Origin of the sequence: Methyloversatilis universalis FAM5 (assembly GCF_000214035.2) — a bacterium.
GTDB lineage: Bacteria > Pseudomonadota > Gammaproteobacteria > Burkholderiales > Rhodocyclaceae > Methyloversatilis > Methyloversatilis universalis.
Map to the genome: position 1 here is coordinate 93,105 of NZ_AFHG01000057.1, position 24,134 is coordinate 117,238.

Annotated in this window: 23 protein-coding genes; 7 read left to right on the forward strand and 16 right to left on the reverse strand. The window is 68.1% G+C overall.

Features of this window, described 5'->3' with window-relative positions:
- Positions 1-141: 141 nt before the first annotated feature.
- The gene (locus tag METUNV1_RS16040; RefSeq protein ID WP_157257870.1) at positions 142-315 is read left to right on the forward strand and encodes a hypothetical protein; all 174 of its coding nucleotides are present in this window, start codon (positions 142-144) and stop codon (positions 313-315) included.
- A gap of 33 nt (positions 316-348) precedes the next feature.
- Here the strand turns inward: METUNV1_RS16040 and METUNV1_RS16045 are convergent, their stop codons facing one another.
- From METUNV1_RS16045 to METUNV1_RS16070, 6 genes are all read right to left on the reverse strand, one after another.
- Complete coding sequence (locus METUNV1_RS16045; protein ID WP_008063593.1) at positions 349-540, reverse strand: DUF1289 domain-containing protein; 192 nt, start codon at positions 538-540, stop codon at positions 349-351.
- A 13-nt stretch (positions 541-553) separates the two neighbouring features.
- Positions 554-1,471: a hydroxymethylglutaryl-CoA lyase gene (locus METUNV1_RS16050; RefSeq protein WP_008063595.1), complete on the reverse strand. Its 918-nt coding sequence runs from the start codon at positions 1,469-1,471 to the stop codon at positions 554-556.
- On the reverse strand, positions 1,468-2,259 hold the full coding sequence (locus tag METUNV1_RS16055; protein ID WP_043360154.1) for an enoyl-CoA hydratase-related protein: 792 nt from the start codon (positions 2,257-2,259) through the stop codon (positions 1,468-1,470). The genes METUNV1_RS16050 and METUNV1_RS16055 overlap by 4 nt, the downstream gene beginning before the upstream one ends.
- Complete coding sequence (locus tag METUNV1_RS16060; RefSeq protein WP_008063599.1) at positions 2,259-2,642, reverse strand: hypothetical protein; 384 nt, start codon at positions 2,640-2,642, stop codon at positions 2,259-2,261. The genes METUNV1_RS16055 and METUNV1_RS16060 overlap by 1 nt, the downstream gene beginning before the upstream one ends.
- Positions 2,639-3,199: an LOG family protein gene (locus tag METUNV1_RS16065; RefSeq protein ID WP_008063604.1), complete on the reverse strand. Its 561-nt coding sequence runs from the start codon at positions 3,197-3,199 to the stop codon at positions 2,639-2,641. The genes METUNV1_RS16060 and METUNV1_RS16065 overlap by 4 nt, the downstream gene beginning before the upstream one ends.
- Before the next feature lie 110 nt (positions 3,200-3,309).
- Positions 3,310-3,648 (reverse strand): hypothetical protein, encoded by a 339-nt coding sequence (locus METUNV1_RS16070; protein WP_008063606.1) that lies wholly within the window; start codon positions 3,646-3,648, stop codon positions 3,310-3,312.
- 180 nt (positions 3,649-3,828) lie between these two features.
- Here METUNV1_RS16070 and METUNV1_RS16075 point away from each other — a divergent pair, with 180 nt between their 5' ends.
- A complete protein-coding gene (locus tag METUNV1_RS16075; RefSeq protein WP_008063607.1) occupies positions 3,829-4,875 on the forward strand; it encodes an MBL fold metallo-hydrolase in 1,047 nt (348 codons plus the stop codon).
- 52 nt (positions 4,876-4,927) lie between these two features.
- Positions 4,928-6,760, forward strand: a complete 1,833-nt coding sequence (locus tag METUNV1_RS16080) for a PHA/PHB synthase family protein (protein ID WP_008063608.1) — start codon at positions 4,928-4,930, stop codon at positions 6,758-6,760.
- Positions 6,761-6,967: 207 nt separating this feature from the next.
- On the opposite strand, the gene METUNV1_RS16085 is transcribed toward METUNV1_RS16080, so the two are convergent.
- The 6 genes from METUNV1_RS16085 to METUNV1_RS16110 all read right to left on the reverse strand — a co-directional run bounded on the left by METUNV1_RS16085 (position 6,968) and on the right by METUNV1_RS16110 (position 16,926).
- Positions 6,968-13,138 carry a hybrid sensor histidine kinase/response regulator gene (locus METUNV1_RS16085; protein WP_008063609.1) on the reverse strand — a complete coding sequence of 2,057 codons (6,171 nt, stop codon included), beginning with the start codon at positions 13,136-13,138 and terminating at the stop codon, positions 6,968-6,970.
- The gene (locus tag METUNV1_RS16090) at positions 13,135-15,210 is read right to left on the reverse strand and encodes a methyl-accepting chemotaxis protein (protein WP_008063611.1); all 2,076 of its coding nucleotides are present in this window, start codon (positions 15,208-15,210) and stop codon (positions 13,135-13,137) included. The genes METUNV1_RS16085 and METUNV1_RS16090 overlap by 4 nt, the downstream gene beginning before the upstream one ends.
- A gap of 62 nt (positions 15,211-15,272) precedes the next feature.
- The gene (locus METUNV1_RS16095; protein ID WP_008063612.1) at positions 15,273-15,785 is read right to left on the reverse strand and encodes a chemotaxis protein CheW; all 513 of its coding nucleotides are present in this window, start codon (positions 15,783-15,785) and stop codon (positions 15,273-15,275) included.
- The gene (locus METUNV1_RS16100) at positions 15,778-16,161 is read right to left on the reverse strand and encodes a response regulator (protein WP_008063613.1); all 384 of its coding nucleotides are present in this window, start codon (positions 16,159-16,161) and stop codon (positions 15,778-15,780) included. The genes METUNV1_RS16095 and METUNV1_RS16100 overlap by 8 nt, the downstream gene beginning before the upstream one ends.
- Before the next feature lie 37 nt (positions 16,162-16,198).
- The gene (locus tag METUNV1_RS16105) at positions 16,199-16,597 is read right to left on the reverse strand and encodes a response regulator (protein WP_008063614.1); all 399 of its coding nucleotides are present in this window, start codon (positions 16,595-16,597) and stop codon (positions 16,199-16,201) included.
- 140 nt (positions 16,598-16,737) lie between these two features.
- On the reverse strand, positions 16,738-16,926 hold the full coding sequence (locus tag METUNV1_RS16110) for a rubredoxin (RefSeq protein WP_008063615.1): 189 nt from the start codon (positions 16,924-16,926) through the stop codon (positions 16,738-16,740).
- A gap of 76 nt (positions 16,927-17,002) precedes the next feature.
- Here METUNV1_RS16110 and thiD (METUNV1_RS16115) point away from each other — a divergent pair, with 76 nt between their 5' ends.
- Genes thiD (METUNV1_RS16115) through hemL form a run of 3 tightly spaced genes read left to right on the forward strand, consistent with a single transcriptional unit; the run spans position 17,003 to position 19,880 of the window.
- On the forward strand, positions 17,003-17,953 hold the full coding sequence (gene thiD / locus METUNV1_RS16115; protein ID WP_408630411.1) for a bifunctional hydroxymethylpyrimidine kinase/phosphomethylpyrimidine kinase: 951 nt from the start codon (positions 17,003-17,005) through the stop codon (positions 17,951-17,953).
- Complete coding sequence (thiE, locus tag METUNV1_RS16120; RefSeq protein WP_008063618.1) at positions 17,943-18,560, forward strand: thiamine phosphate synthase; 618 nt, start codon at positions 17,943-17,945, stop codon at positions 18,558-18,560. Before thiD (METUNV1_RS16115) ends, thiE begins: the two co-directional genes overlap by 11 nt.
- Before the next feature lie 33 nt (positions 18,561-18,593).
- Positions 18,594-19,880: a glutamate-1-semialdehyde 2,1-aminomutase gene (hemL, locus tag METUNV1_RS16125; RefSeq protein ID WP_008063619.1), complete on the forward strand. Its 1,287-nt coding sequence runs from the start codon at positions 18,594-18,596 to the stop codon at positions 19,878-19,880.
- A 32-nt stretch (positions 19,881-19,912) separates the two neighbouring features.
- On the opposite strand, the gene METUNV1_RS16130 is transcribed toward hemL, so the two are convergent.
- The gene (locus METUNV1_RS16130; RefSeq protein WP_008063620.1) at positions 19,913-20,509 is read right to left on the reverse strand and encodes a hypothetical protein; all 597 of its coding nucleotides are present in this window, start codon (positions 20,507-20,509) and stop codon (positions 19,913-19,915) included.
- Between the two features lie 38 nt (positions 20,510-20,547).
- Entirely contained in the window at positions 20,548-21,114 is a 567-nt protein-coding gene (locus METUNV1_RS16135; protein WP_008063627.1) for a hypothetical protein, read from the reverse strand.
- Between the two features lie 587 nt (positions 21,115-21,701).
- On the opposite strand from METUNV1_RS16135, the gene thiD (METUNV1_RS16140) reads away from it, so the two are divergent.
- Positions 21,702-22,514 carry a bifunctional hydroxymethylpyrimidine kinase/phosphomethylpyrimidine kinase gene (gene thiD / locus METUNV1_RS16140; RefSeq protein ID WP_008063629.1) on the forward strand — a complete coding sequence of 271 codons (813 nt, stop codon included), beginning with the start codon at positions 21,702-21,704 and terminating at the stop codon, positions 22,512-22,514.
- Between the two features lie 152 nt (positions 22,515-22,666).
- Here the strand turns inward: thiD (METUNV1_RS16140) and METUNV1_RS16145 are convergent, their stop codons facing one another.
- Positions 22,667-23,470 (reverse strand): SDR family oxidoreductase, encoded by an 804-nt coding sequence (locus tag METUNV1_RS16145; RefSeq protein WP_232416309.1) that lies wholly within the window; start codon positions 23,468-23,470, stop codon positions 22,667-22,669.
- On the reverse strand, positions 23,467-24,105 hold the full coding sequence (locus METUNV1_RS16150; RefSeq protein ID WP_008063631.1) for a thiol:disulfide interchange protein DsbA/DsbL: 639 nt from the start codon (positions 24,103-24,105) through the stop codon (positions 23,467-23,469). Before METUNV1_RS16150 ends, METUNV1_RS16145 begins: the two co-directional genes overlap by 4 nt.
- Between the last annotated feature and the right edge of the window lie 29 nt (positions 24,106-24,134).

Below are 24,134 nucleotides of genomic sequence, written 5' to 3' on the forward strand. Positions count from 1 at the left end.
CCATGCTTGACACGCCGCGGATGGAAACTACCCTGTAAGGATGCGGTCAGACGAAGCATAGCGCGCGAAGCACGACCTGGATGAGTTCGTGCCCCGGTCGAGGGCGACGCGCGCCCCCGGATCAACACGGAGGTGCCCATCATGCGATATCTGAGATTGCAGCGCAGCCAGGCCAATCGCCGTCGTGCAGAACGCGAGGCGGAAAGGGCCGGCGTGCAATCCCGTGCCCAGGGTGCGCCGGTTGGCAGCACCACGCGCGAAGCCGCCAATTCGGTCGGCGAACCTGCGGAGCCGCGTCGCCGTCGCGAGAACTGAAGCGGCGCCGGACGTCGCGAGACGGGGGCCGCTTCAGTCGTTTTCGGGCACCACTCGCGGATGACCGGCCGCCTCGCGTTCGAGGATGCGTTCCAGGATGTCCAGCCGGGTGTCGTCATTGCTCGAACCCCAGGCCGCGATCTCGTCGCGCGAGCGCAGGCAGCCGAGGCAATAGCCGGTCGTCGTGTCCAGCGTGCAGACGCCGGTGCAGGGTGATGCCACCATCTTCGGTTTTCCTTCAGCGTTCGGGTGTGGGCGGGAAGGCCCGCGCCACGCGTGATGCAGGGGCACGGTCCAGCCGTGCGCTGATCCAGCGCGCGGTGTCGACCAGCGCCCTCAGGTCGATGCCGGTCTCGATTCCGGCGCCGTCCAGCATGTAGACAAGATCTTCGGTCGCCACGTTTCCGCTCGCGCCCGGAGCGAAGGGGCAGCCGCCGAGGCCGCCGACCGAGGCATCGAATACCGTCACGCCGCGCTGCAGCGCCGCCCATACATTGGCCGCGCCCATGCCCCAGGTGTCGTGGAAGTGACCCGCGAGCCGGGTCACCGCCACCTGGGCCGCCACCGTGTCGATCAGCGCCGCGATCTGCGCCGGCGTACCGATGCCGGTGGTGTCACCGAGGCTCACCTCGTAGCAGCCCATGTCGATCAGCCGGGCCGCCATGTCGGCCACCTTGCGGCTTTCCACCGCGCCTTCGTAGGGGCAGCCGATCACGCAGGACAGATAGCCCCGCACGCGGACGCCGGCATCGAGGGCGCGCCGGGCCACCGCCGACAGCCGGTCCATCGATTCGGCGATGCTGCAGGCGGTGTTCCGCTGCGAAAAGGTTTCCGATACCGCGGCGAATAGGGCGATGTCGGTACAGCCGGCGGCCAGCGCGGCGTCCAGACCGGTGTCGTTCGGCACCAGACAGGGGTAGCTCACGCCGGCCCGGCGCGGCAGGCGCTGCATCAGTTCGCCGCTGCCCGCCATGTTCGGGACACGCTTCGGCGACACGAAGGCGCCGGCCTCGATGTCACGCAGGCCTGCGTCGGCAAGACGGTCGATCAGCGTCAGCCTGTCGTCGATGCCCAGCGCCACGCATTCGTTCTGCAGGCCGTCACGCGGACCGACCTCGACGATGCGCACACGGGGCGGCAGCGCGCCCGCGCTCATGACATGCCGACCGGTACCCAGCCCGGATGACGGCGCGCGAACAGCGCATCCAGCCCTTCCTGCGCTTCGGCGCCGGTATCGATCCGTTCTTCCAGTCCGATCACGTGGTCCAGCGTCTGCTGGTCGGCGTGCGGCCGACCCAGCGCGCGCACCAGACTCTTGATCTGGTGCTGCGCGCGCGGGCCGCCGAGCAGCAGCGCGTCGACCACTTCGCCCACCGCCTCGTCCAGATCGTCAGCCGACGCGACGATTTCCGACAGCAGGCCAATGCGAAAGGCCTCGGAGGCGGAAAAGCGCTCGCCGGTCAGGAAATAGCGGCGTGCACGCGCCGGGCCGATGGCGCCGATCACCCACGGCGCAATCACCGCCGGTACCTGACCGGTGCGCACGCTGTCGAAGCTGAAGTGCGCGTCGAAGCTGGCGATTGCGACGTCGCAGGCGGCCAGCAGCCCGGCACCCAGACCGCGCGCCGGGCCCTGCACCCGTGCCACCACCGGCTTGGCCGATTCGGCCAGTGCGCGCATCAGCTGCGCGGCCAGCGCCGGGTCGGCGGACATGAGGCCGCTGCGTTCCATTTCCTGCGGGTCGCTGCCGATGCTGAAGCTGTCGCCCAGCGCCGACAGCACGATGACGCGCACGTCGGCGCGCGCGTTCATGTCGTCCACGACCGCAATCAGCGCCTGCACCAGCGAGGCGTCGAGCAGGTTGTGGTGGTCCGGGCGGTTCAGCGTGGCGATGCCGATGCCGTCCACCACCTCGGTCAGCACCAGCGCCTTCGGGTCGTTCATCAAGGCAGCGTCCCCTGCACCAGGCGGCTGCCCAGCGCGCGCAGCGGCGCGCCCAGTTCGAAGCCGGGCAGCACCACTTCCTCATCCACCGCGTAAAGCTGGCAGGGCAGGCCGTGCGCCTCGCAGGCGGCGATGGCGTCACGTTCGGCGTCGCTGCCGGCATTCCAGGCCCATTCGCCATTCATGTTCAGCGCAAACGCGCGCGGCCGCAGCGTCACCTGCAGGAAGCGGCCGTATCCGGCGCGGCCGCTGTCGTTCAGCAGCGGCACCGCATCGACCAGATCAACCGGCCGCAGCCAGCCGCCGGTATCTTCCGCGCTGGCGGAACAGGTGACGAGGGCGGCGGCGCAGGCGAGCAGTGAACGCAGGCGTGCGGTGTTCATGCGGCGGGTACTCCCGTGATGAGATCGGCGGCCAGCCGGTCGAGCAGGCGCGCCGGGTCGTCGTCGGACAGGATCAGCGCGCGGTGTGCCGGGCTCAGGAAGCCGGCGCTCACCGCCTGATCGAACATGGCGAGCAGCGGATCGAAATAGCCGGCCACGTTCAGCAGCCCGGCCGGCTTGCGATGCAGTCCGAGCTGCGCCCAGGTGAGAATTTCGCACAGTTCGTCCAGGGTGCCAAAGCCGCCGGGCGCTGCGATGAAGGCGTCGGCCAGATCAGCCATCAGCGCCTTGCGGGTGTGCATGCTGTCGACCACGTGCAGCTGGGTCAGACCCGGATGGGCGACTTCCAGCTGTTGAAGATGGTGGGGGATGACGCCGATCGCCTCGCCGCCGGCGGCCAGCACGGCATCGGCCACCACGCCCATCAGGCCGATGTGGCCGCCGCCATAGACCAGGCCGTGGCCACGGCTGGCCAGCAAGGTGCCGAGCCGGCGCGTCGCGTCGGCATGGACGGGGTCGTCACCGCTGCGCGAACCGCAGAAGACACAGACACGCATCGATCGGAATCGGGTCGAAAGGAAACAGGGAGCGAAGTATGCCTGTGCAGCGCGGACGCCGCGAGCGGCGGACGGCCATACGGAATCGGGGTCCGGACTTCAGTCGTGACTCAGTCCATGAATTTCGCGCGCACCACACGCCATTCCTGCGGGCCGTCCATGGTGCGTGAACAGCCGAGCGGCACTGGCTCGGCGCCCGGCTTCATCTCTGTTTTCGAGCGGTCGCCGGTGCCCACGCCCATGTGATAGCGGTCCAGCCACACGGTGACCGTGCGGCTCGGATGGCTGTTGCTGACCAGAATCTGCACCGAATTGCGCGACACGCACTGGGCGGCGAAATCCTTGCCGAAGGTGACGAACTGAAGCGGGTCCTCTTCCTGCGCCCACACCGGCGCAGCGGTGCCCAGGGCCAGCAGCAGCGGGGTCAGTACGGCGATGGCGGTGCGCATCAGTCTCCTCCGGAAGCGGTTCGACGGTTCGGTTGCCGTCAGATGCGTGAACGCGGCGCGCGTTCCGCAGTGCATGCGCAAGTGTAACAACCGGGGTCACCGGACTCGATATTGCGCTGCACAATGGGCCGGATTTCGAGTTATGATCGTGCAAATTCAATGTCTTGGCCCCCTGACCCCGTGTCCGAACACCTCCACGCGCTGGAAATCCTGGACCTGCCGCGCCCCGCACCGGGCCGGATGGCGCCGGTCGCGCGCGGTGTTTACCGGCTCTGCATGCCGGTGGCGTTCGCCCCGGGCCACGTCAATGTGTGGGCGATCGAGGACCAGGACGCCGATGGCCCGTGCTGGACCCTGGTCGACGCCGGGTTCCCGGACGACGCCACCCGCGCCCACTGGCTGCAGGCGCTGGCCGGCGACCTGGCCGGACGGCCGGTACGCCGCATCCTGATCACGCACTGCCATCCGGACCACTTCGGTCTGGGCGACTGGCTCGCCACGCAGACCGGCGGCCGTATCTGGATGTCGCTCGGCGAATACCTGACCGCGCAGGCCTGGTTCGGCGACACTCCGGCATCCGCGATGGACCTGATGGCCGCCTTCTTCCGCCAGCACGGCCTGCCGCCGGCGCAGACCGAAGCGATGCAGCGCGAGGGCAGCCGCTACCGCCGCACCGTCGGTTCGGTGCCGACCGCGATGCGCCGCGTCCTGCCGGGCGAGGTGATCACCATAGGCGAAGACGCCTGGGAAGCCATCGTCGGCCACGGCCATTCGCCGGAACACCTGAGTTTCTACCGCGCGCACGATCCGGTGCTGATCGCCGGCGACATGCTGCTGCCCACCATTTCGCCGAACACGCCCACGCTGCCGTTTGAGCCGGAAACCGACGCGGTGGCCCATTACCTTGATTCGATCGAGCGTTTCCGCCTGCTGGCCGCCCACACCGTGGTGCTGCCGGCGCACGGCGATCCCTACCGCGGTGTCGGCCTGCGGGTAGACCAGCTGCGCCTGCACCACGAAAAGCGTCTGGTGCAGATCGCCTCGCTGTGCGAAACGCCGACCAGCGCATTCGACCTGCTGCCGCGCCTGTTCAAGCGCGAGCTCGACAGTTTCCAGACACGGTTTGCCATGGGAGAGGTGATTGCTCACCTGAATCACCTGCGGCAGACCGGCGGACTGCGCCGCCTGCACGATGGCGACGGCGTATTCCGCTTCACCCAGCCCTGACCTCACCGTCCTGACCACTCACAACCCAGCCACAAGCACAGGGGGAGACAGCATGAACAAGCCCGCCGCCAAAGAAGCCAAGCAAGCAGAACCCGCCGCACTGCCGGATCCGGCCGCGGTCGCCAAGACCTATGCCGAAGTCGCCGAACGCGCCTCCAAGCTGCTCGGCGAACACGTGCAGCGCCAGCTCAAGCGCGGCATCACGCCGCCGTCCGACGAGCTGGGCATCGCCCAGGCCTTCATGGACATGACCTCGCGCCTGCTGTCCAACCCGTACAAGCTGGCACAGGCGCAGATGGGCCTGGTGTGGGACTACTACACGCTGTGGCAGCAGTCGATGCTGCGCTTCATGGGCGTGGATGCCGCGCCGGTCGCCACCCCGATCAAGGGTGACAACCGCTTCCGCGGCGAGGAGTGGGAAAGCCACTTCCTGTTCGACTTCTTCAAGCAGAGTTACCTGATCGCGGCCCGCCACATCCACGATGTCGTGAGCAACGTCGAAGGCATGGACGAGCACACGCTGCAGAAGGTCAACTTCTTCACCCGCCAGACCATCAACGCCTTCAGCCCGAGCAACTTCGCGCTGACCAACCCGGAAGTGCTGCGCGAAACCGTGCGCAGCCACGGCCAGAACCTGCTCAAGGGCTTCAACAACCTGCTGCGCGACATCGAGGATGGCGACGGCCAGCTGCGCGTGCGCATGACCGACACCTCGGCCTTCGAACTGGGCCGCAACGTCGCCACCACGCAGGGCAAGGTGGTGGGCGAGAACGCGCTGATGCAGCTGCTGCAGTTCAACCCGAGCACTGACACCCAGTACAAGCGTCCGCTGCTCATCGTGCCGCCCTGGATCAACAAGTACTACATCCTCGATCTGCGAGAAACCAACAGCTACATCAAGTGGGCCACCGACCAGGGCCACACCGTGTTCGTCATTTCGTGGGTGAATCCGGACGAGAAGCTGGCCCAGCTCACCTTCGAGGACTACGTGCAGCAGGGTCCGCTGGCCGCGCTCGACATGATCGAGAAACAGACCGGCGAAACCGAGGTGAACGCCGCCGGCTACTGCCTCGGCGGCACGCTGCTGGCGACCACGCTGGCCTATCTGGCCGCGAAGAAGCAGAAGCGCATCGCCAGCGCCACCTTCTTCACTACGCTGATCGATTTTTCCGAGCCGGGCGAACTGGGCGTGTTCATCGACGAGAAGGCGGTCGAGGGCCTGGAAAAGAAGATGTTCGAGCGCGGCTACCTCGAAGGCACCGAAATGGCCGGCACCTTCAACATGCTGCGGTCGAATGACCTGATCTGGTCCTTCGTGGTGAACAACTACCTGATGGGCCGCGAGCCCTTCCCGTTCGACCTGCTGTACTGGAACTCGGACTCGACCCGCATGCCGGCCTGCATGCACAGCTTCTATCTGCGCCAGATGTACATCCAGAACAAGCTGCGCGAGCCGGGCGGCATCACCGTGCTGGGCGAGCCGATCGACATCCGCAAGATCAAGGTGCCGGTGTACTTCGTGTCGGCGATCGAAGACCACATCGCGCCGTGGAAGAGCACCTATCTGGGCGCCCAGCTGGTGTCCGGTCCGGTGCGCTTCGTGCTCGGCGGCTCTGGCCACATCGCCGGCATCGTCAATCCGCCGGCGGCCAACAAGTACGGCTACTGGACCAATCCGGGCGTCAAGCTCGCGGACAGCGCCGACGAGTGGTTCAGCGGCTGCACCCAGAACCCGGGTTCGTGGTGGGTGGACTGGCAGCAGTGGGTGACCGCGCAGGACGGCGACCGCGTGCCGGCCCGCGATCCGGCCAAGGGCAAGCTGAAGCCGATCGAGGACGCGCCCGGCCGTTACGCCAAGCTGCGCCTCGACACCATGAAGAAGTAAGACGCCGCCCGGGCGGTGCAGCAATGAAAAAGGCCGGTCACTGTGACCGGCCTTTTTCATTTCCCGGAGGCTTGGCCGTCGATCGGCATCCATCGCGGCGGAGGCGCCGCTCCCACGGCATCTGCCACGGGCTGCGCATGTCTCTGTGGGAGCGGCGCCCCCGCCGCGATGCTGAGCTTGATCAGGCCGCCGCGTCCCCGCTGCCGATCACTCCGGCGGCGTTTCCAGCAGCACGTCGCGGCCGGTATGGCCGGCGATCAGTTCCAGCAGTTCCTGTTCGTTGTACGGCTTGCCGAGGTAGTGGTTCACCCCGATCTCGCGCGCGTAGGCCTTGTGCTTCTCGGCGGTGCGCGAGGTGATCATGATGACCGGCACGTCGCGGGTGCGTGCATCCGCGCGGACGTTGCGGGTAAGGTCGAAACCGTCCATGCGCGGCATTTCGATGTCGACCAGCATTACGTCCGGCACCGCGTCGATCAGCTTTTCCAGCGCATCGACGCCGTCCTTCGCGGTCACCACGCGGTAGCCCTCGCGCTCCAGCAGGCGGCTGGTGATCTTGCGTACGGTCAGCGAATCGTCGACCACCATCACCAGCGGCGCTTGGTCCTCCGCCGGCACCGGCATCGACGGCGCGTCCGGCAGGTCGGCCCCGGTGTGGCCGTGAGCGGCCAGGTCCTGACGGTTGCGGGCGGCGATGGCCACCGGGTTGATGATGAGGGTCACTTCGCCGTCCGGCAGCACGGTGGCGCCGGAAATGCCCACCAGCTTGGACAGCTGCGGCCCGACCGGCTTCACCACGACTTCCTGGTTGCCGCGCAGCGCATCGACTTCGAGCGCCATGAATTCATGACCGCTGCTGATCAGCAGCACCCAGCTGCCGGCGGCCGGCGCGCTCTGCCGCTCGCCCAGCAGGCGCGGCAGGTACTGATAGCGGTAATGGGTGCCCAGCCATTCCTGACCGCCGGCTTCGCGCAGCGTTTCCGCCCCGCCCGCCTTCAGTTCGCGCGCGTGCTGCACCATGGACGACGGGATCGCGTAGGTCTTGCCGCCGCTGCTCACCAGCACCGACTGGGTGACCGCCAGCGTCATCGGCAGCGACAGCCGGAAGCGGGTGCCCTGGCCGGCTTCGCTTACCGTCTCGATGCGGCCGCCGAGCGCGCTCGTGGCGTTCTTCACCACGTCCATGCCGACGCCGCGGCCGGCCAGTTCCGACACCTGGGCGGCGGTGGTGAAGCCCGGTTCGAAAATGAGGCCGGTCAGCCGCCGCTCATCCACCACCTCGTCCGCCGCCAGCAGGCCGCGTTCGACGCCGCGCGCGCGGATGCGCTCGAAGGCGAGGCCGGCGCCGTCATCGGCCAGTTCGATCTCGACTTCGTTGGTCTGCTGGGTCAGCGTGATGACGATTTCGCCGGTTTCCGACTTGCCGGCCGCCAGCCGCGCCTCGCGCGACTCGATGCCGTGCGCCACCGCGTTGCGCAGCAGGTGCTCGATCGGGCCGGTCATCTTTTCCAGCACTTCGCGGTCCAGCTCGATCTGCGTGTTGCGCAGTTCGAGATTCACCTTCTTGCCCAGTTCCTTCGCGGACTGGCGGGCGACCCGGTACAGCCGGTCTTCCAGCGTCGAGAACGGCACCATGCGCACCGACATCAGCGCCTGCGACAGTTCGCGGTTCAGCCGCGCCTGCGACTGGATGGCGGTGTCCGCCGCGTCCAGATTCCGCACCAGGTTGTACTGCACCGTGGTCACGTCGGACAGGCTTTCGGTCATCAGCCGCGACAGTTCCTGCAGCCGGGTGAAGCGGTCCATCTCCAGCGGATCGAACTGTTCGTGGTGCGCTTCCGCCGCTGCCATGCGCGACTGCATCTGGCTTTCGGCGTGGATCTCGATTTCGCGCAGCTGGCCGCGCAGGCGCTGCACGTTTTCGGTCAGGTCGTTCAGAGAACCGCGCAGCGCGCGCAGTTCGCCCTCGATCCGGGTGCGGGCGATGCTCATTTCGCCCGCCTCGTTCACGAAACGGTCCACCATGTCCGAGCGCACGCGCACCGTGGGCCGTTCGCGCACCGTGCCGGCCTCCTCGTCCGCGCTGGCGGCAGCCGGCGCATCGGCGGTGCCGCCTTCCGCGGGCACCGGAGCGGCGGCTGGTTCGGTGCTTTCGCCGCGCTCCAGTCGGGCGACCAGCTCTTCGCAGCGGTCGTAGGCCATGTCCAGTTCGTCCAGCACCAGCGCGCGGTCGTCCGGGTTGCAGGGCGACTCGATCACGCCTTCCATGCTGTGCACCAGATCGCCGAAGCGCATCACGCCGGCCATGCGGGCGCTGCCCTTGAGCGTATGCAGCTGGCGGCGCAGCGCGTCGGAAGCCGTCAGCTGGCCGGTTTCGTCGCGCCAGGCGCGCAGCTCGTGGCCGATTTCGCCCAGCAGGTCGTGCGCTTCCTCGAGGAAGATGGGCAGCAGCTGCGGATCGATGTCGTCGGCAACCCGGGGCGTATCGTCCAGAGCGGCGAGCCGCGGTGCCGGAGACGGGCGCGGCAGCTCCAGCGCGAGCGTGTCGTCCGGCGTCGGCAGCACGTATTCGTCCGGCAGCGCGACCTTCTCGAACGCCATGTCGTCATCGCCGAGCCGCAGCAGGTCGTCCGTCCCGTCGGCGTCCGACGCCTCGCTGGCGGCGGGCGGACTGTCTGCCGCGGCCTGCAGTTCATCGGATTCCGCGCCGGCGTCCGCATCCGCGGCAGGCTGTTCGCCGGCGGTTTCGGCGCTGCCGAGGTCGGTCAGCCCGATCACGTCGATGTCCGCGGCGGTGTCGGCCTGGGCGAGCGGGGTGTCTGCCGCGTCGTCGGCCTCCCAGGGCAGATCGCTGTCAGTCAGGTCGTCGATGCCGGTGACCGGTCCGGCGGTCAGGGCGTCTGCGCCCCCGGCTTCCGGCTCCGGCTCGGCCGGGGTGTCGGGCTCGGGTTCCGGCTCCGGCAGCAGCTGGCCGTCGGTGTCCAGTCCGCGGCGGAAACCGGCCAGGTCGCTGAGCACCGAACGCGCGCCGGCGTCGGCCGGCTCGGGCGTCGCCGACGCCGGCAGTTCGAACACCGGCAGTTCGACCGGCGCCACCGGCTGCATGAACAGCGCGTCCAGCCGCGCCACCAGATCGGGTACCGGCACCGCCGGCTGGCTGTCGGCCACGGCGGCGACCTGGCTTTCCAGCGTGCCGGCCGCGGTGTTGAGCAGCGCGGATTCGTGGTCGGCCGGCGGCTGGCCGTGACTTTCGCAGCGCTGCAGCGCGTGTTCGAGCGCCTTGGCCAGCTTGCTGATGTCGTGCTGCCCGACGGTGAGCGAAATGCCGCCCAGCGTGTGTGCGGCGATCAGGCTGTCCTGGTTGAGCAGCAGTGAAGGATTGACGTGCAGTCGCGCCAGTTCGCGGCGCAGCGTGGCCAGGTGGCCGCGCGCTTCCGCGACGAAAAGATCGAACAGCGTGCGGTCGGCACCGGCGTCCAGCGCCAGGTCTTCGGCGTCGATGTCGGCGGTGATGTCCACCGCCTCGATCGTTTCCGCGGGTAGCCCGGTGAGGTCCAGTCCTCCGGCGTCGGCGGGCGGCGTCAGTTCGAGATCGAAATCGATGTCGAGCGCCACCGGCTCGGCCGCGGCGGGCGGCTCCTGCGCGAACAGGAGGTCCGGCACGATCGTGGTTTCGGCCAGCGACGCATCGGTCGACGGCGCCGGTTCGAAATCGAGATCGATGTCGAGTGCCACCGGCTCGGGCGTGGCGGGCGGTTCCTGCGCGAACAGGAGGTCCGGCACGATCGTGGTTTCAGCCAGCGACGCGTCGTGGAGCAGGTCGTCGAGGGCGTCCGGCCGCGCCGGGGCGCTGCTGACTGGCGTGGGCGCCGTCACCGCGGCTTCGAGCGCCTCTTCCTCATCCAGATTGAAATCCAGGCCGCCGTCCAGCTCGAGATCGAGCGCATCGGCGGCGGGCGGCGGGGTGGCTGCTTCGGGCTCGCCCTGCAGTGCGGCACAGGCCGGCGCCAGCCAGTCGTGCGGCGGGGTCTGCGTGTTGCCGTCGGTCAGCATGTCCACCCAGCCGGCGAACAGGCCACGCGCACGGTCGATCAGGTCGAACAGTTCCGGCGTGCCGTCGCGTTCGCTGGCCAGCCAGCGGTTCATCACCTGTTCCACCGCATAGGCGGCTTCGCCCAGGTCGCGCAGGCCGACCATGCGGCCGCTGCCCTTGAGCGTATGGAAGCCGCGCCGCAGCGTGGTGAGCAGGTCCTGGCTGTGCGGCGCCTGGCGGGCGGACACGGTGCCGGCGGCGATGGTGTCCAGCACCTCGCGCGCCTCCTCGATGAAGATTTCCAGCAGTTCGGCGTCGAACTCTTCCTGGCTGGCTTCGGCCAGACGTACGGTGTCGGCCGAGGGCGCCAGCGAATCCGCCGGCGGTTCGGCCAGCGCCTGCACCGCGTCGGCGACCGGCGTGTCGCCAGCCTTGAGTGCGGCCAGCGCTTCCGCCACCCGCTTTTCGAGCTTTTCGTCGGCCAGCAGCTTGGCGTCCTGGCGCATGGTTTCCAGCGCCTGCCGCAGTTCGTCGCGGGTGCTGTCGTCGGCGCCGCCATGCGCCAGCCTATCCAGCAGCTGGGTGGCTTCGGTACGCCGCGCGGCCAGTTCGTCCTCGACGCTGACGCCGTCAGCGTCGGCGCCGGCCGGTGTTTCTTCGGCCTGCGCGCTGCCACGCGGATTCAGGATGGCTTCCAGATCGGCCGGCCCGTACTGCAGCTTGTCGACAAAGAAGCCGAGGCCGGACAGCTGGTGTGCCAGCGTTTCGAATTCGCCTTCGGCGGCGACATGGCCGGGCTGCGCCATGCGTGCGATCTGCTGCGCGCTGCGGCGGACCAGCGCGACCGCGCTGTCCTGACCCAGCATGTTCAGCGCGCCTTCGACCTGCTTGAGCGGCGCCGACAGGCCGGCCAGTTCCGGCGCCCGGGCCGGGTTGCGGAAATAGGCGTCGAGCTGCTGTTCGACTTCGCCCAGGCTGGCCAGGATTTCGCGCGCGACCTGGCCCATGAACAGGCGCTCCTGCGCCTTGCGCGACATTTCGTCGAACAGCGGGATCTGCATTGCCGGCAGGTCCTCGCCGCGGCGGGCGCGGGCGAGGCGGTCGATCAGCGTATCCACCTGCGCCGGCAGGTCTTCGGCCTGGGCGCGGCTGAACTGTTCGATCAGCGCGTCCATCACCAGCAGCGCGGTGGCGACTTCCATCGCCAGACTTTCCTGGTGCTGCAGCGGGTCGCGGCGCAGCCACTGGCCGAGGTCGAGCAGGGCGGCGGCGAGCCGGGCCAGATCGGGCTGACCCACCCGGGTGCTGGCGGCCACCATGGCTTCGCACTGTTCATGGAACTGCGGCAGCGCGACCGCGGCACCGGCCGAGAAGCGGGTCCATGCGTCCTTGGCCTGACCGAGCGCTTCGCGCAGCGCGGCGATGGCCGGACGCAGTGCGGCGATGTCGTCACGCGCGTCGTGTTCGCTCGCCACCAGCGCGTCCAGCGCATAGGTGTCGCGCACCGCGCGCAGCGCCGGGGTGCTCTGGCTGGCGGACGCGATGAAGTACAGCGAGTCGCGCATCAGCCGTTCGGCCACGCCGCGCGACCCTTCGAGCAGCCGGCGCATCTGCACGTCGACACGCGCGCACAGGCGCTTCACGAAGAAATCGCTCTGGATGGCGCCCTGCGCCATGCCTTCGAACAGCGCGCCGATCACCCACCAGAAGGCGCGGGTGGCCGGGGCGGTCTGAGTCTGTTCGATCGCGCCGACCGCCTGCCGCATCTGCACCAGACCTTCGCGGTCGTCGCGCAGGAAGCGCAGCAGACCGCGTTCGAACTGGCTGCGCGCGGCGCGCAGCGCGCGCGAGCGGTCCAGCGGCGACAGCGCGGCCGCGGCGGCGTTGCCGCCAGGCGGGCGGCGGGTGAGGTCGGGGAAGAAAAGTTCCGACGGCGCGACCACGCTTTCGCCGCGCGCCGCCATGAGGTCGCGGTACAGCGGCATCAGCCGCATCGGCTGGTCGGCGCCGCCCGCCACCAGTTCGTCCAGATGGCTGCGCACCGCTGAAATCGCCCGCTGCGCGACTGGCCCGGCCGGGTTGTCGGTGTCGCTGAGCTTGCCGGCGTGCCAGTCGGCGAACAGCTGTTCCAGCGCGTCGCAGAAGTGGGTCAGGCCGTCCAGGCCGACGATGGCGAGTGCGCCGCGCGCCTGGTGCAGATGGGTCTGCGCGAACTTCAGCGCCTCGGCGCCGGCGGCGTGCCGCCCGTCGCCCAGCGCTTCCGCCGCACGCACCAGGGCGAGATCGATTTCGCCGCGGACCCAGATCAGCGGGCCCAGATCCTGTTCGCTGGAAGAGGTGCTCATACCTTGAAGCCCGCGACCGAGCCCTTGAGTTCAGCGGCGAGGTCCGCCAGCTGGCCGATGGATACCGCGGTCTGCTTGGTGCCGACCGTGGTCTGTTCGGTGATGCGCAGAATGCCCTGCATGCCCTGCGCCACCCGGGTCGCCTGTTCGGCCTGCACCTGGGCGGAGGCGGAAATGCGCTCGATCAGCTGTGCCAGTTCGGACGACACGGTGGAAATCTCGTCCAGCGCCTGACCGGCCGCGTCGGACAGGCGCGCGCCCTCGACCACGCCGCGGGTGGAGTTTTCCATCGCCGCCACCGCGTCCTGGGTGTCGGTCTGGATGGTGCGGACGATGGCCGCGATCTGCTTGGTCGCTTCGGCCGACCGTTCGGCCAGCCGCTGCACTTCTTCCGCCACCACGGTGAAGCCGCGGCCGGCTTCGCCGGCGCTGGCGGCCTGGATGGCGGCGTTCAGCGCCAGCACGTTGGTCTGTTCGGTAATGTCGGAAATCAGCTCCACGATTTCGCCGATCTCCTGCGACGATTCGCCGAGACGCTTGATGCGCTTCGACGTTTCCTGGATCTGTTCGCGGATGTCGTTCATGCCGCGGATCGAGTTCGACATCGCGATCGAACCGTTCTGCGCCGCCGACAGCGACTGGCGCGCTACCTGGGCGGAGCGGGTCGCTTCCTGCGACACGGTGTTCATCGACTGCGCCATCGCCAGCACCGACTGGCCGGACTCGGTCACTTCGCGCGACTGCTTTTCCGCCGCGGTCAGCAGCTGGGTGGAAATGCGCTGCGCGGTCTCCGACGCCTCGGTCACGCGGCTGGCGGCGTCGTTGATCCGCTTCACCAGCACCGACAGTTCCTCGATCGTGTAATTGACCGAGTCGGCGATGGCGCCGGTGATGTCTTCCGACACCGTCGCGCGCACGGTCAGGTCGCCGTCGGCCAGATCGCCCATTTCGTTCATCAGCCGCAGGATGGCCTGCTGGGTGAGGTCCTTCTCGCGCTTCGCCTCTTCGCGCGAACCTTCGGCCTGCAGGCGCTGCTGGTTCTGGTCCTCGTTGTAGGCGCGCACCATCATGAACACGCAGGCCAACGCCAGCAGCACGCACAGTGCGCCGGCGCCGGCCAGCGCCAGACGGCCTTCGCGCTCGCCGACGTAGCCGGCGCCGAGCTGGTCGGTCAGCGTGGCCAGCGCGGCGGCGTCGCTCACCACTGCCAGACCGGCCTTGCGCGCGGCGGACACCTCGTCCGGCTTGGCCAGCTGCTCGGCCAGCGCAGCCAGCGGTGCGTCCAGCGCGGCGCGCGCGGCGGCGTAGCGGCTGCGCGCCTCGCCTTCTATGCCCGCTTCGACCTGGGTGGCGGCGTCGCGCAGCGCCGGCAGCACGCGGGCGAGGGCGGTGGTCACGGCCGGATCGGCGCTGCCGCTGCCGGTCAGCGCGTGCACGCCGGCCTGCACTTCGGCCAGCAGTGCGGCAAAGCTGCGGAAGGCGGTGGCGTCCTTGCCGCTGCCCTGGGCGGCGGCGGCTGCCAGCGGCGCCGCCTGCTGGTTCAGCGCGCGGGCCAGTTCGCCGGCGGCGCGCAGCGCCTTGTCCTGCGCCAGCAGTGCCGACACGTTCTTGTCGAAGGCGCCCCAGGCGGTGTCCAGCTGCTGCAGCGTCGGCTGCACCGGGCCGGAGCTGGCCGGCACCTCGACGCCGTCGATCTCGCCACCCTGGGTGACCCGGTCGAGCAGCCGGAAGAAGCCGTCACGGCTGGCGGCCAGTTCGCCGAAGGCCGCCTGTTCGCCGGCCATCGCCTGCTGGGCCGACTTCGCCATGCTCTGGCTCAGCGTGCGCATCTGGCCAGCGGCCGAAATGTAGCTGGCGTTGTAGCGGGTGATGCGCAGATCCTGCCAGACCAGGAAGGCGGCGATCACGATGAAGAACAGGAACAGCGTGCCCAGCACGCGCACCTGCTGTTCAAGCGGCAGGTGACCGATCAGCGGCAGCCTGCCGCGCAGGAAGCCGAGGCTGCTGCGCGGGACAGCGGAGGCGCCGTCGGCGCTGCGGGCGGATTTCAGTCCTGGGATGTTCAGTGCCATCGTGGCCTTTCCTGGGGGCTGTTCGGTTCGTGTGAGGTGTTCGATCCCGGCCCGGGGGTGTCTCAGGCCGCGACGTCGAGAAAACGTTCGTCGGTGTACAGCCGGCGCGGATCGAAGCGGCGCCACAGCCGGCCCTGGGTGTCGGTGAATTGCCCGGCGACCCAGGGACGCGGATCCGGCTCGGCGTTCTCCGCCGGCTCGAAGTCCTCGCGGGCGCGCAGGCCGAGCACGCGTGACACCAGCAGCGCGCTGTTGCAGCCGAACTTGGCGTGCGGCAGCAGCAGCCGTGCGTCACCGGTCAGCACCGTGGGGTTGCCGCCCTGGAAGGCGGCGAGATCACTGACCGCGTACAGCACGCCGCGCACGTTGGCGACGCCGCGCAGCCAGCCGGTGGCCAGCGGCACCGGGGTCAGCGTGGGTACCGGCAGGATTTCGCCGGATTCGGCCAGATCGATCAGCCACAGCTCGCCGCCGGACTGCAGCCCGAGCAGTGCGCGGGTGCTGGTGCCGCCTGTCGTGTCCGACAGCTTGCGGGCGAGTTCTTCCTGGAATTCGCGCAGCGAGAGCTTAGCCATCGTTGCCTGCCGCGCCGAGCTGGGTGATGCGGCCGAGCAGTTCTTCCAGGTTGACCGGCTTCACCATGTAGTCGAGCGCGCCCTGGCGCATGCCCCAGATGCGGTCGGTCGGCAGGTCCTTGCTGGTGCACATGATCACCGGGATGTCGCGCGTGCTGTCGTCGCGGGTGATGGTGCGGGTCGCCTGGTAGCCGTTGATGCCGGGCATCACCACGTCCATCAGGATGAGATCCGGCTTTTCGGCCTTGGCCTTCGCGATCGCCTGTTCGCCGTTTTCGGCGATGATGACCTCGAAACCCTTGCGGGTCAGGAAATCGTTCAGAACATGGCGTTCGGTGGGCGAATCGTCCACCACCATGATGCGCTTGATCGCCATCGTCGGCTCCGCGTTCGAGTGGATACGGGTGGGGGCGTCAGTCAGCGCCGCTGCGGGCGTGACGCGACACCGCCTGCAGCAGGCTGTCCTTCGTGAACGGTTTGGTCAGATACTCGTCCGACCCGACCATGCGGCCGCGCGCGCGGTCGAACAGGCCGTCGCGCGACGACAGCATCACGACCGGGGTAGCGGCAAAACGGGGGTTCTTCTTGATGAGTGCGCAGGTCTGATAGCCGTCGAGCCGCGGCATCATGATGTCGCAGAAGATGACCTGCGGATGATGGTCGCTGATCTTGGCCAGCGCATCGAAGCCGTCCTCGGCCAGCACCACCTGATAGCCGGCCTGGACCAGAAAGATTTCGGCACTGCGGCGTATGGTGTTGCTGTCGTCGATCACCATCACCTTGACGCCGGCGCTGCTACCCGAATCAGCCAAGATGCTCTCCCCTTGTGCACACGACGCGGGCCTGCGCGATGGCGATCTGCGCGGGCCCGCGGTTTGTTCCCGTCCGGCTGCTCATCCGGCGGCGTGTCGAGCCGGCGCGCCGGCTCATCCAGGCCTTGCCTGCGTGTCCGTCAGATCTGGACCATTTCGAAATCGTCCTTGCGTGCTGCGCACTCGGGACAGGTCCAGTTGGGCGGAACGTCCTCCCAGCGGGTGCCGGGGGCGATGCCCTCTTCCGGAAGGCCTGCGGCTTCGTCGTAGATGAAGCCGCAGATGAGACACATGTAAGTCTGGAATTCGGCCGTGACAGAGGAACTCATGGCGGGCTGCTTTGTTAGAATCCAATCGATATTACCGTAATTAACCCTTTGTAACGACAATCCGGGCGCGCGCTTTATGGTCAATGCTGATGTGCGGGCGCTTCCTCCGCTTGTCATGTGCTTTTCCGCGACCGACCCCACTGGCGGGGCCGGCATGCAGGCGGATCTGATGACGCTGTCGGCGCTGGGCTGCCACGCGCTGACCGTGGTTACCGCGGTCACGGTGCAGGACAGTGCCGGGGTCGAGGAAGTGGTGCCCATGGACGACGACCTGCTGGTCGATCAGGCGCGGGTGCTGCTGGCCGACATGCCGGTGGCGGCATTCAAGATCGGCGTGATGGGCAGCATTGAGAACATCGCTGCCATCGCCGAAATCATTTCCGACTATCCGGACGTGCCGGTGGTGCTCGACCCGGTGCTGTCCTCGGGCCGCGGCGACGAACTGGCGGACGAGGACATGGTGATCGCGCTGCAGGAACTGCTGCTGCCGCTCACCACCGTGCTCACGCCCAACAGTCTGGAAGCCCGTCGCCTTGCCCAGGCGGACGACGACGATGACGACGGCGGCGATTTCGCCGACGAGGACGACCTGGACGATGACGACGAATCGGCGCAAGACGACCACCGCGGCGTCGCCACGCCCTCGCTCGACCAGTGCGCCCGCCAGCTCATCGCCGCCGGTTGCGGCCATGTGCTGCTGACCGGCACCCACGAATCCACCGCCCGCGTCGCCAATGTGCTGTACGGCCCGAGTGGCGTCATCCGTCGCGATGAATGGGACCGTCTGCCGGGCAGCTATCACGGCTCCGGCTGCACGCTGGCGTCGGCAGTGGCCGCCTGGCTGGCGCACGGCCTGGATATCGGCGAGGCGGTGCATGCCGCGCAGGAATACACCTGGCGCACGCTGGAGGCTGGCTTCCGGCCCGGCATGGGCCAGCATCTGCCGGACCGCTTCTTCTTCCTGCGCGAACGGCACGCGGCCGCCGCCGGCGGCGCAGCCGACGAGGGTGACGGCGATGACGCGTAAGCCGCTGCGCGGCCTGTACGCGGTCACCCCGGAAGCGTTGAGCGGCGGCGCGCTCTACCGCGCGGCCGAAGCGGCCTGCGGCGGCGGCGCGGTCGTGCTGCAGTACCGCAACAAATCCACCGATGCCGCACAGCGGCGCACCGACGCCGACGCGCTGCGCGCCATCACCACGGTGTGCGGCACGCTGTTCGTGATCAACGACGACATCGAACTGGCGCGCGCCTGCGGCGCTGACGGCGTGCACATCGGCCGCGACGACGGCGACCCGGCGCGGGCCCGGGCCCGGCTGGGCAAGGACGCATTGCTCGGCGTGTCCTGCTACGACGACCCGGCGCTGGCCCGCGCGGCGGCCGCGGCCGGTGCCGACTACATCGCCTTCGGTTCGATGTACGCGTCCGGCACCAAGCCGCAGGCGCCGCCGGCCGCCATCACCCGCTTCGCCGAAGTGGCTGACCTCGGCCTGCCGCGCTGCGCCATCGGCGGCATCACGCTGGCGCGTGCGCCGGAACTGATCGCCGCCGGCGCCGATCTGCTGGCGGTGGTGTCCGACCTGTTCGACGCCGACGACATCGCGGCCCGGGCCCGCGCCTACGCCCGGCTCTTCTGACCGCCTTTCCGCACGATTCCCGAAGGATTCCCCATGAGCACCCGCAACGAACAGCTTTTCGAACGTGCCCAGCGCAGCATTCCCGGCGGCGTCAATTCGCCGGTGCGCGCCTTCCGCTCGGTCGGCGGCACGCCGCGCTTCTTCACCCGCGGCCAGGGCAGCCGGCTGTGGGATGCCGACGGCGCCGAGTACATCGACTATGTCGGCTCCTGGGGCCCGGCCATCGTCGGCCACGCGCATCCTGAGGTGATCCGCGCGGTGCAGGAGGCGGCGGTCGGTGGCCTGTCGTTCGGCGCGCCGACCGAGGCGGAAATCCTGATGGCGGAAACGCTGTGCGCCCGCGTGCCGTCGATCGAGCAGGTGCGCCTGGTCAGCTCCGGCACCGAAGCGACGATGAGCGCCATCCGGCTGGCGCGCGGCTTCACCGGCCGCGACGCCATCGTGAAATTCGAAGGCTGCTATCACGGCCACGCCGACAGCCTGCTGGTGAAAGCGGGCTCCGGCGCGCTCACCTTCGGTAACCCGAGTTCGGGCGGCGTGCCGGACGATTTCGCCAAGCACACGCTGGTGCTCGACTACAACGACGTGCAGCAGCTCGAAGACTGCTTCCGCAACCACGGCGACCGCATCGCCTGCGTCATCGTCGAGCCGGTGGTCGGCAACATGAACCTCATCGTGCCCAGCCGCGAGTTCATCGACGCCATGCGTGCGCTGTGCACCAAGCACGGCGCGGTGCTCATTTTCGACGAAGTGATGACCGGCTTCCGCGTTGGCCCGGTCGGCGCCCAGGGCCTGTTCGGCATCACGCCCGACCTGACCACGCTGGGCAAGGTGATCGGCGGCGGCATGCCGGTTGGCGCCTTCGGCGGCCGGCGCGACATCATGTCGGCCATCGCGCCGCTGGGCGCGGTCTATCAGGCGGGCACGCTGTCCGGCAACCCGGTCGCGGTGGCCGCCGGCCTGAAAACGCTGGAACTGATCAACGCCCCCGGCTTCCACGACCGCCTCGCCGCCCGCACGAAGCAGTTCTGCGACGGTCTGGTCGCCGCTGCGAAAGAGGCCGGCGTCACCTTCTCCGCCCAGTCGGTCGGCGGCATGTTCGGCCTCTACTTCCGAGACGGCTGCCCGGCCAGCTACGCCGAAGTGATGCAGTCCGACCGCGAACGCTTCAACCGCTTCTTCCACGCCATGCTGGACGCCGGCGTCTACCTCGCGCCCTCCGCCTTCGAAGCCGGCTTCGTGTCGGGCGCGCACAGCGAGGATGACGTGGCGCAGACCGTGGCAAAGGCGCGGTCTGCGTTTGCGCGCGTTTGCGCCTGAGTGTTGAGCGCAAGGGGTAGAACCCCTTGCGCTCAACGATCTCCGCGCAGTTCCTGAAGGTTCAACAATGCGTCCTGGGTTTTCATCAGGGCATCGAAGGACGCCCGCTTACCGGCGAGCGAGAAATCCGAGACGAATTCGCTGAATTCGGCCTTCCCCTGACCCGTGACCCGCGTTTCTGCGATTCCCTTGCCGGAACGGTCCGTGATCTGGCAGGTAAGCTCTACCGAGAAGTCGGTCGGGGGCCAGGTGACGATGCTGGAGGACTGTGAAGTGGTGCGGATTTCTGGCTTGATGATCAGTACGACTTCGTATTTGTCGAGCGTCTCCTGGTCATTGGTTGACTTGAGCAGGGTGACGTCGCTGAAGACGTTGCTCAGCACGCGGTAGAAGCCGCCTTCGATGTCGCGATAGGGGTAGTACTTGATCGAATCACCGCCGCCGCCGGGCGTGACGACAGGTGCATCACGTTGCGCCAAGGTCATGTAATAACCGACGCGTTTGTTGATCTTTCTGTCGTCGGACACCGCGGAAATCTTGTCGGCATCGGGCGTGATCACGATGGGGTGACTGCAGGCTCCGAGAACGAGCACCAACAGCAGGGCGGTCAGCAGGCGAGTGTGGCCCATGAGGGTTCCTTGAACTGGGAAGTGACGAGGTACGAGGATTACTGGAGAGCGTTCAGGAAGGCGCTGTCCGCATAAAGCGTTGCGAGCAGCTTCTGCACCAGGCGCGGGTACTCATTCACTGCCTGGGGAATCGCGATGGCGCCCGCGAATGCGGACTCCCACTGATGATGTGCGGATTTGACCTGGTCATAACGGACGTCGTTGCCTTTCATCACGACGAATCGCGCTTCGATGTCGCCAAATGCCACACTGAAGCCCGAGACATCGATGTCGTTCCGCAGCACCGTTCCCGTGATCTCGATCTCGCTGTCCGGCGAAAGACGGCCTGCCAGTTTCAGTTCGGTCCGGATCGCCTCAGCGAGGTAACTGCCGAAAGAGTTCTCATACGGCGATATGAGCGGAGAGGCCCGCAGGCTGATTGGATAGGGCGCGGCCTTGGTCACCGGTGCGTCCACGCGACCCACCTTGACCGAGAACGGCGTGGCCTTGAGACGCTGAACGTTTTCTATCGATCCCGTGTAGTGGGGGGCCGGCAGGTTGCTGCAACCTGCGCCAAGCAGACCCAGCGCAGAGACCGAGAGCCAAATACGGATTGAATTCATCATGTCGAAACTGTCATCTATTTGTTGTGACGGTGGTACGCATCTGCAAACCACATTCATTTCAAGTATGACATGAGTGTCCGGCTTCAACGGGTGGATAAGACCTGTGAATATTCGTGAACTGCGAGGACATCCTGGTCTGGCGCTCAGGGACTCAAAGTGAGCGGCAGGGGAGGCCCAGCGAGGGCGTTGGCCCGGACACCGTGGCCCGTCACGCCTTGACCTCGATGTTGGCGCGTTGCGCATCGGACTGGGCAATAGAGTGGAATACAGCTCGTGACGGCCGCCTGCCATCAGATTCCTTTTTGCAATCGGAAACCGTCGGCAGCGATGGAGGTACTCTTGCGAGAGCGTCGTTCCACAGCATCTCCACCGAGATAGCTACCACCCGCACGGCGTCGCGGATACATAAGGCGTGGCGGTCCGGCGATCTTTCTCTCAGCGCAGACATCCGCGCGCACTGCACCCGTTCGCCGGCTGCGCCAAAAGGTGACAGGCGGCGCCTGCCTGCATACGGTAAGAGACGCGCATAGATCGTCGTTGCGCCCCACGTGCGTCATCATGATCGCCCACACGCAGAAACCCTCTACATGATCCCCAACGTCCTCACCATCGCCGGCACCGACCCCACCGGCGGTGCCGGCCTGCAGGCCGACCTCAAGACTTTTTCCGCGCTCGGCGCCTACGGCATGGGCGCGATCACCGCGGTGGTGGCGCAGAACACCCGCGGTGTGCGCAGCTTCGTGGTGCTGGAGCCGGATTTTGTCGGTGCGCAGATCGACGCGGTGTTCGACGATGTGCGGGTCGATGCGGTGAAGGTGGGCATGATCGCCAACGCGGCGATCGCCCGTGTGGTGGCGGACCGGCTGCGCCGGCATGCGCGCTGTCCGGTGGTGGTTGATCCGGTCATGGTGGCCAAGAGCGGCGACCATCTGCTGCTGCCGGACGCAGTGGCCGCTCTGCGCGAAGAACTGCTGCCGTTGGCGGCGCTGATCACGCCCAATCTGCCGGAAGCGGCGGTGCTGCTCGATTGCCCGCCGCCGCAGTCGCTGGACGACATGCACGCCATGCTGGCCGCGCTGAGCGCACTCGGGCCGCAGTGGGTGCTGCTCAAGGGTGGTCATCTGCGTGCGCCGCACAGCACCGATCTGCTGGGTGGCCCGGACGGCGTGCTCGAACTGCCGGCGCAGCGCCTCGCCACCACCCGCGATCACGGCACCGGATGCACGCTGGCCGCGGCCGTCGCGGCGCTGCTGCCGACCACCGATACGGTGAGCGCGGTACGCCGCGCGAAGGACTATCTCAACGCGTCGCTGGCGGCGGCGGATCAGCTGGACGTGGGCGGCGGCCGCGGGCCGGTGCATCACTTTCACGCGATGTGGCGCGGATCCGGCGAAGGCTGAGCGCCGCCGCTTCCTGATCGCGACGCCAGCGGGTCACGGCGCCCACACCAGGCGTTCGACGTGTTCACCGGCGGTGTGCCTGCGCATGCCTCGCTCCATTCCGGAGCACGCCTGTAGCCGGCTCACCGCCTCAGGCCGAGGCCTGCAGCGGACTACAGCGTCCCGCGCGGCTTGCGCCCGGATTTCACCGCCAGCGCGTCATACACCGGGTTGGGCAGCAGTCGCATGATCTTGGCGACCACGCCCATCTGCCACGGAATGACCGCGTAGCTGCGCCGGCTGTCGAAGAAGCGGGCAAAGCGCGCCGCCGCGTCGTCGGCATCCAGCATGAAGGGCATGGGGTAGGGGTTCTTCTCGGTCATCGGCGTGTCGATGTAGCCCGGGCACAGCGTCTTCACCTGCACGCCGCTGCCGCGCAGTTCGACCCGCAGGCTTTCGAGATAGCTGATGGCGGCGGACTTGGACGCGCTGTAGGCGCCGGCGCCCGGCAGGCCGCGGATGCCGGCGACCGAGGCGACGCCGACCAGCGTGCCCGCGCCGCGTGCCTGCATCGGCTTCACGAAAGGCGCGAAGGTGCGCACCAGCCCCAGCACGTTGATGTCGAACACCGCCTCGAAGGCGGGCAGGTCGTCCTGTTCGCCGGTCAGCGTGCCGACCGACACGCCGGCGTTGGCGATCACCAGATCAGGCAGGCCGGCGTCCGCGATGAAGGTTTCGGCCGCAGCGCGCAGCGCGTCGGCGTCGCGCACGTCGGCCACATAGCTGAAATGCCGGCCGGGCAGGCGGGCGCGCACCGTGTCGAGCAGCGCGCCGCGGCGGGCCACCAGCCCCAGCGTCGCGCCCTGCGCCGCGTAATGGCGGGCCAGTGCCTCGCCGATGCCGGTCGATGCGCCGGTCAAAAAAACAACGGGCGCCGCGCGGGCACCCGTCGTGGTCAGCGAAGCGGCCGGATTCACTTCTTGCCGGCAGCGGCGCGTTCGGCGCGTGCGCGCTCGATCAGCGCGTCCAGATTGACCAGCATGGCTTCGTAGCTGTTGCCGAGTGCGATGTACTTGCCATCGACCACCAGCGCCGGCACGCCGGTCAGCTGATAGGCGGCACTCATCTGCTGCGCGCGCTGCACCTTGCCGGACACCGCGAAGGACTTGGCGGTCTCTTCGAACTTCTTGGCGTCGATGCCGTTCTTGCCCATCCAGGTCGAAATCGCGCCGATGTCATTGAAAGGCTGGCGGTCGACGTGGATGGCATCGAACACCTTGCCGTGCAGGCGGTCGAGCTCGCCCAGGGTTTCCAGCGTGTAGTAGGTCTGCGCGCCCGGCACCCAGGACTGGCGGAAGATGGCCGGCACCCGCTTGAAGGTGACGTCGGACGGCATCTTGGACAGCCACTTCTTCAGCGTCGGCTCCAGATCGAAGCAGTGCGGGCAGCCATACCAGAAGAACTCGATCACCTCGACCTTGTTGCCCGGTTCGGTCGACTGCGCCGGCCTGATTTCGCGGAAGTCCTTGTCGGTCAGCGGCGCGGCGCCGACACCCATGGACATGAAGCCGGCGAGGGCCAGCGCTGCGAGCGTCTTGAATCCGAATTTCATGTGTTCTCCTGTTATTCCGTAGCGATCCG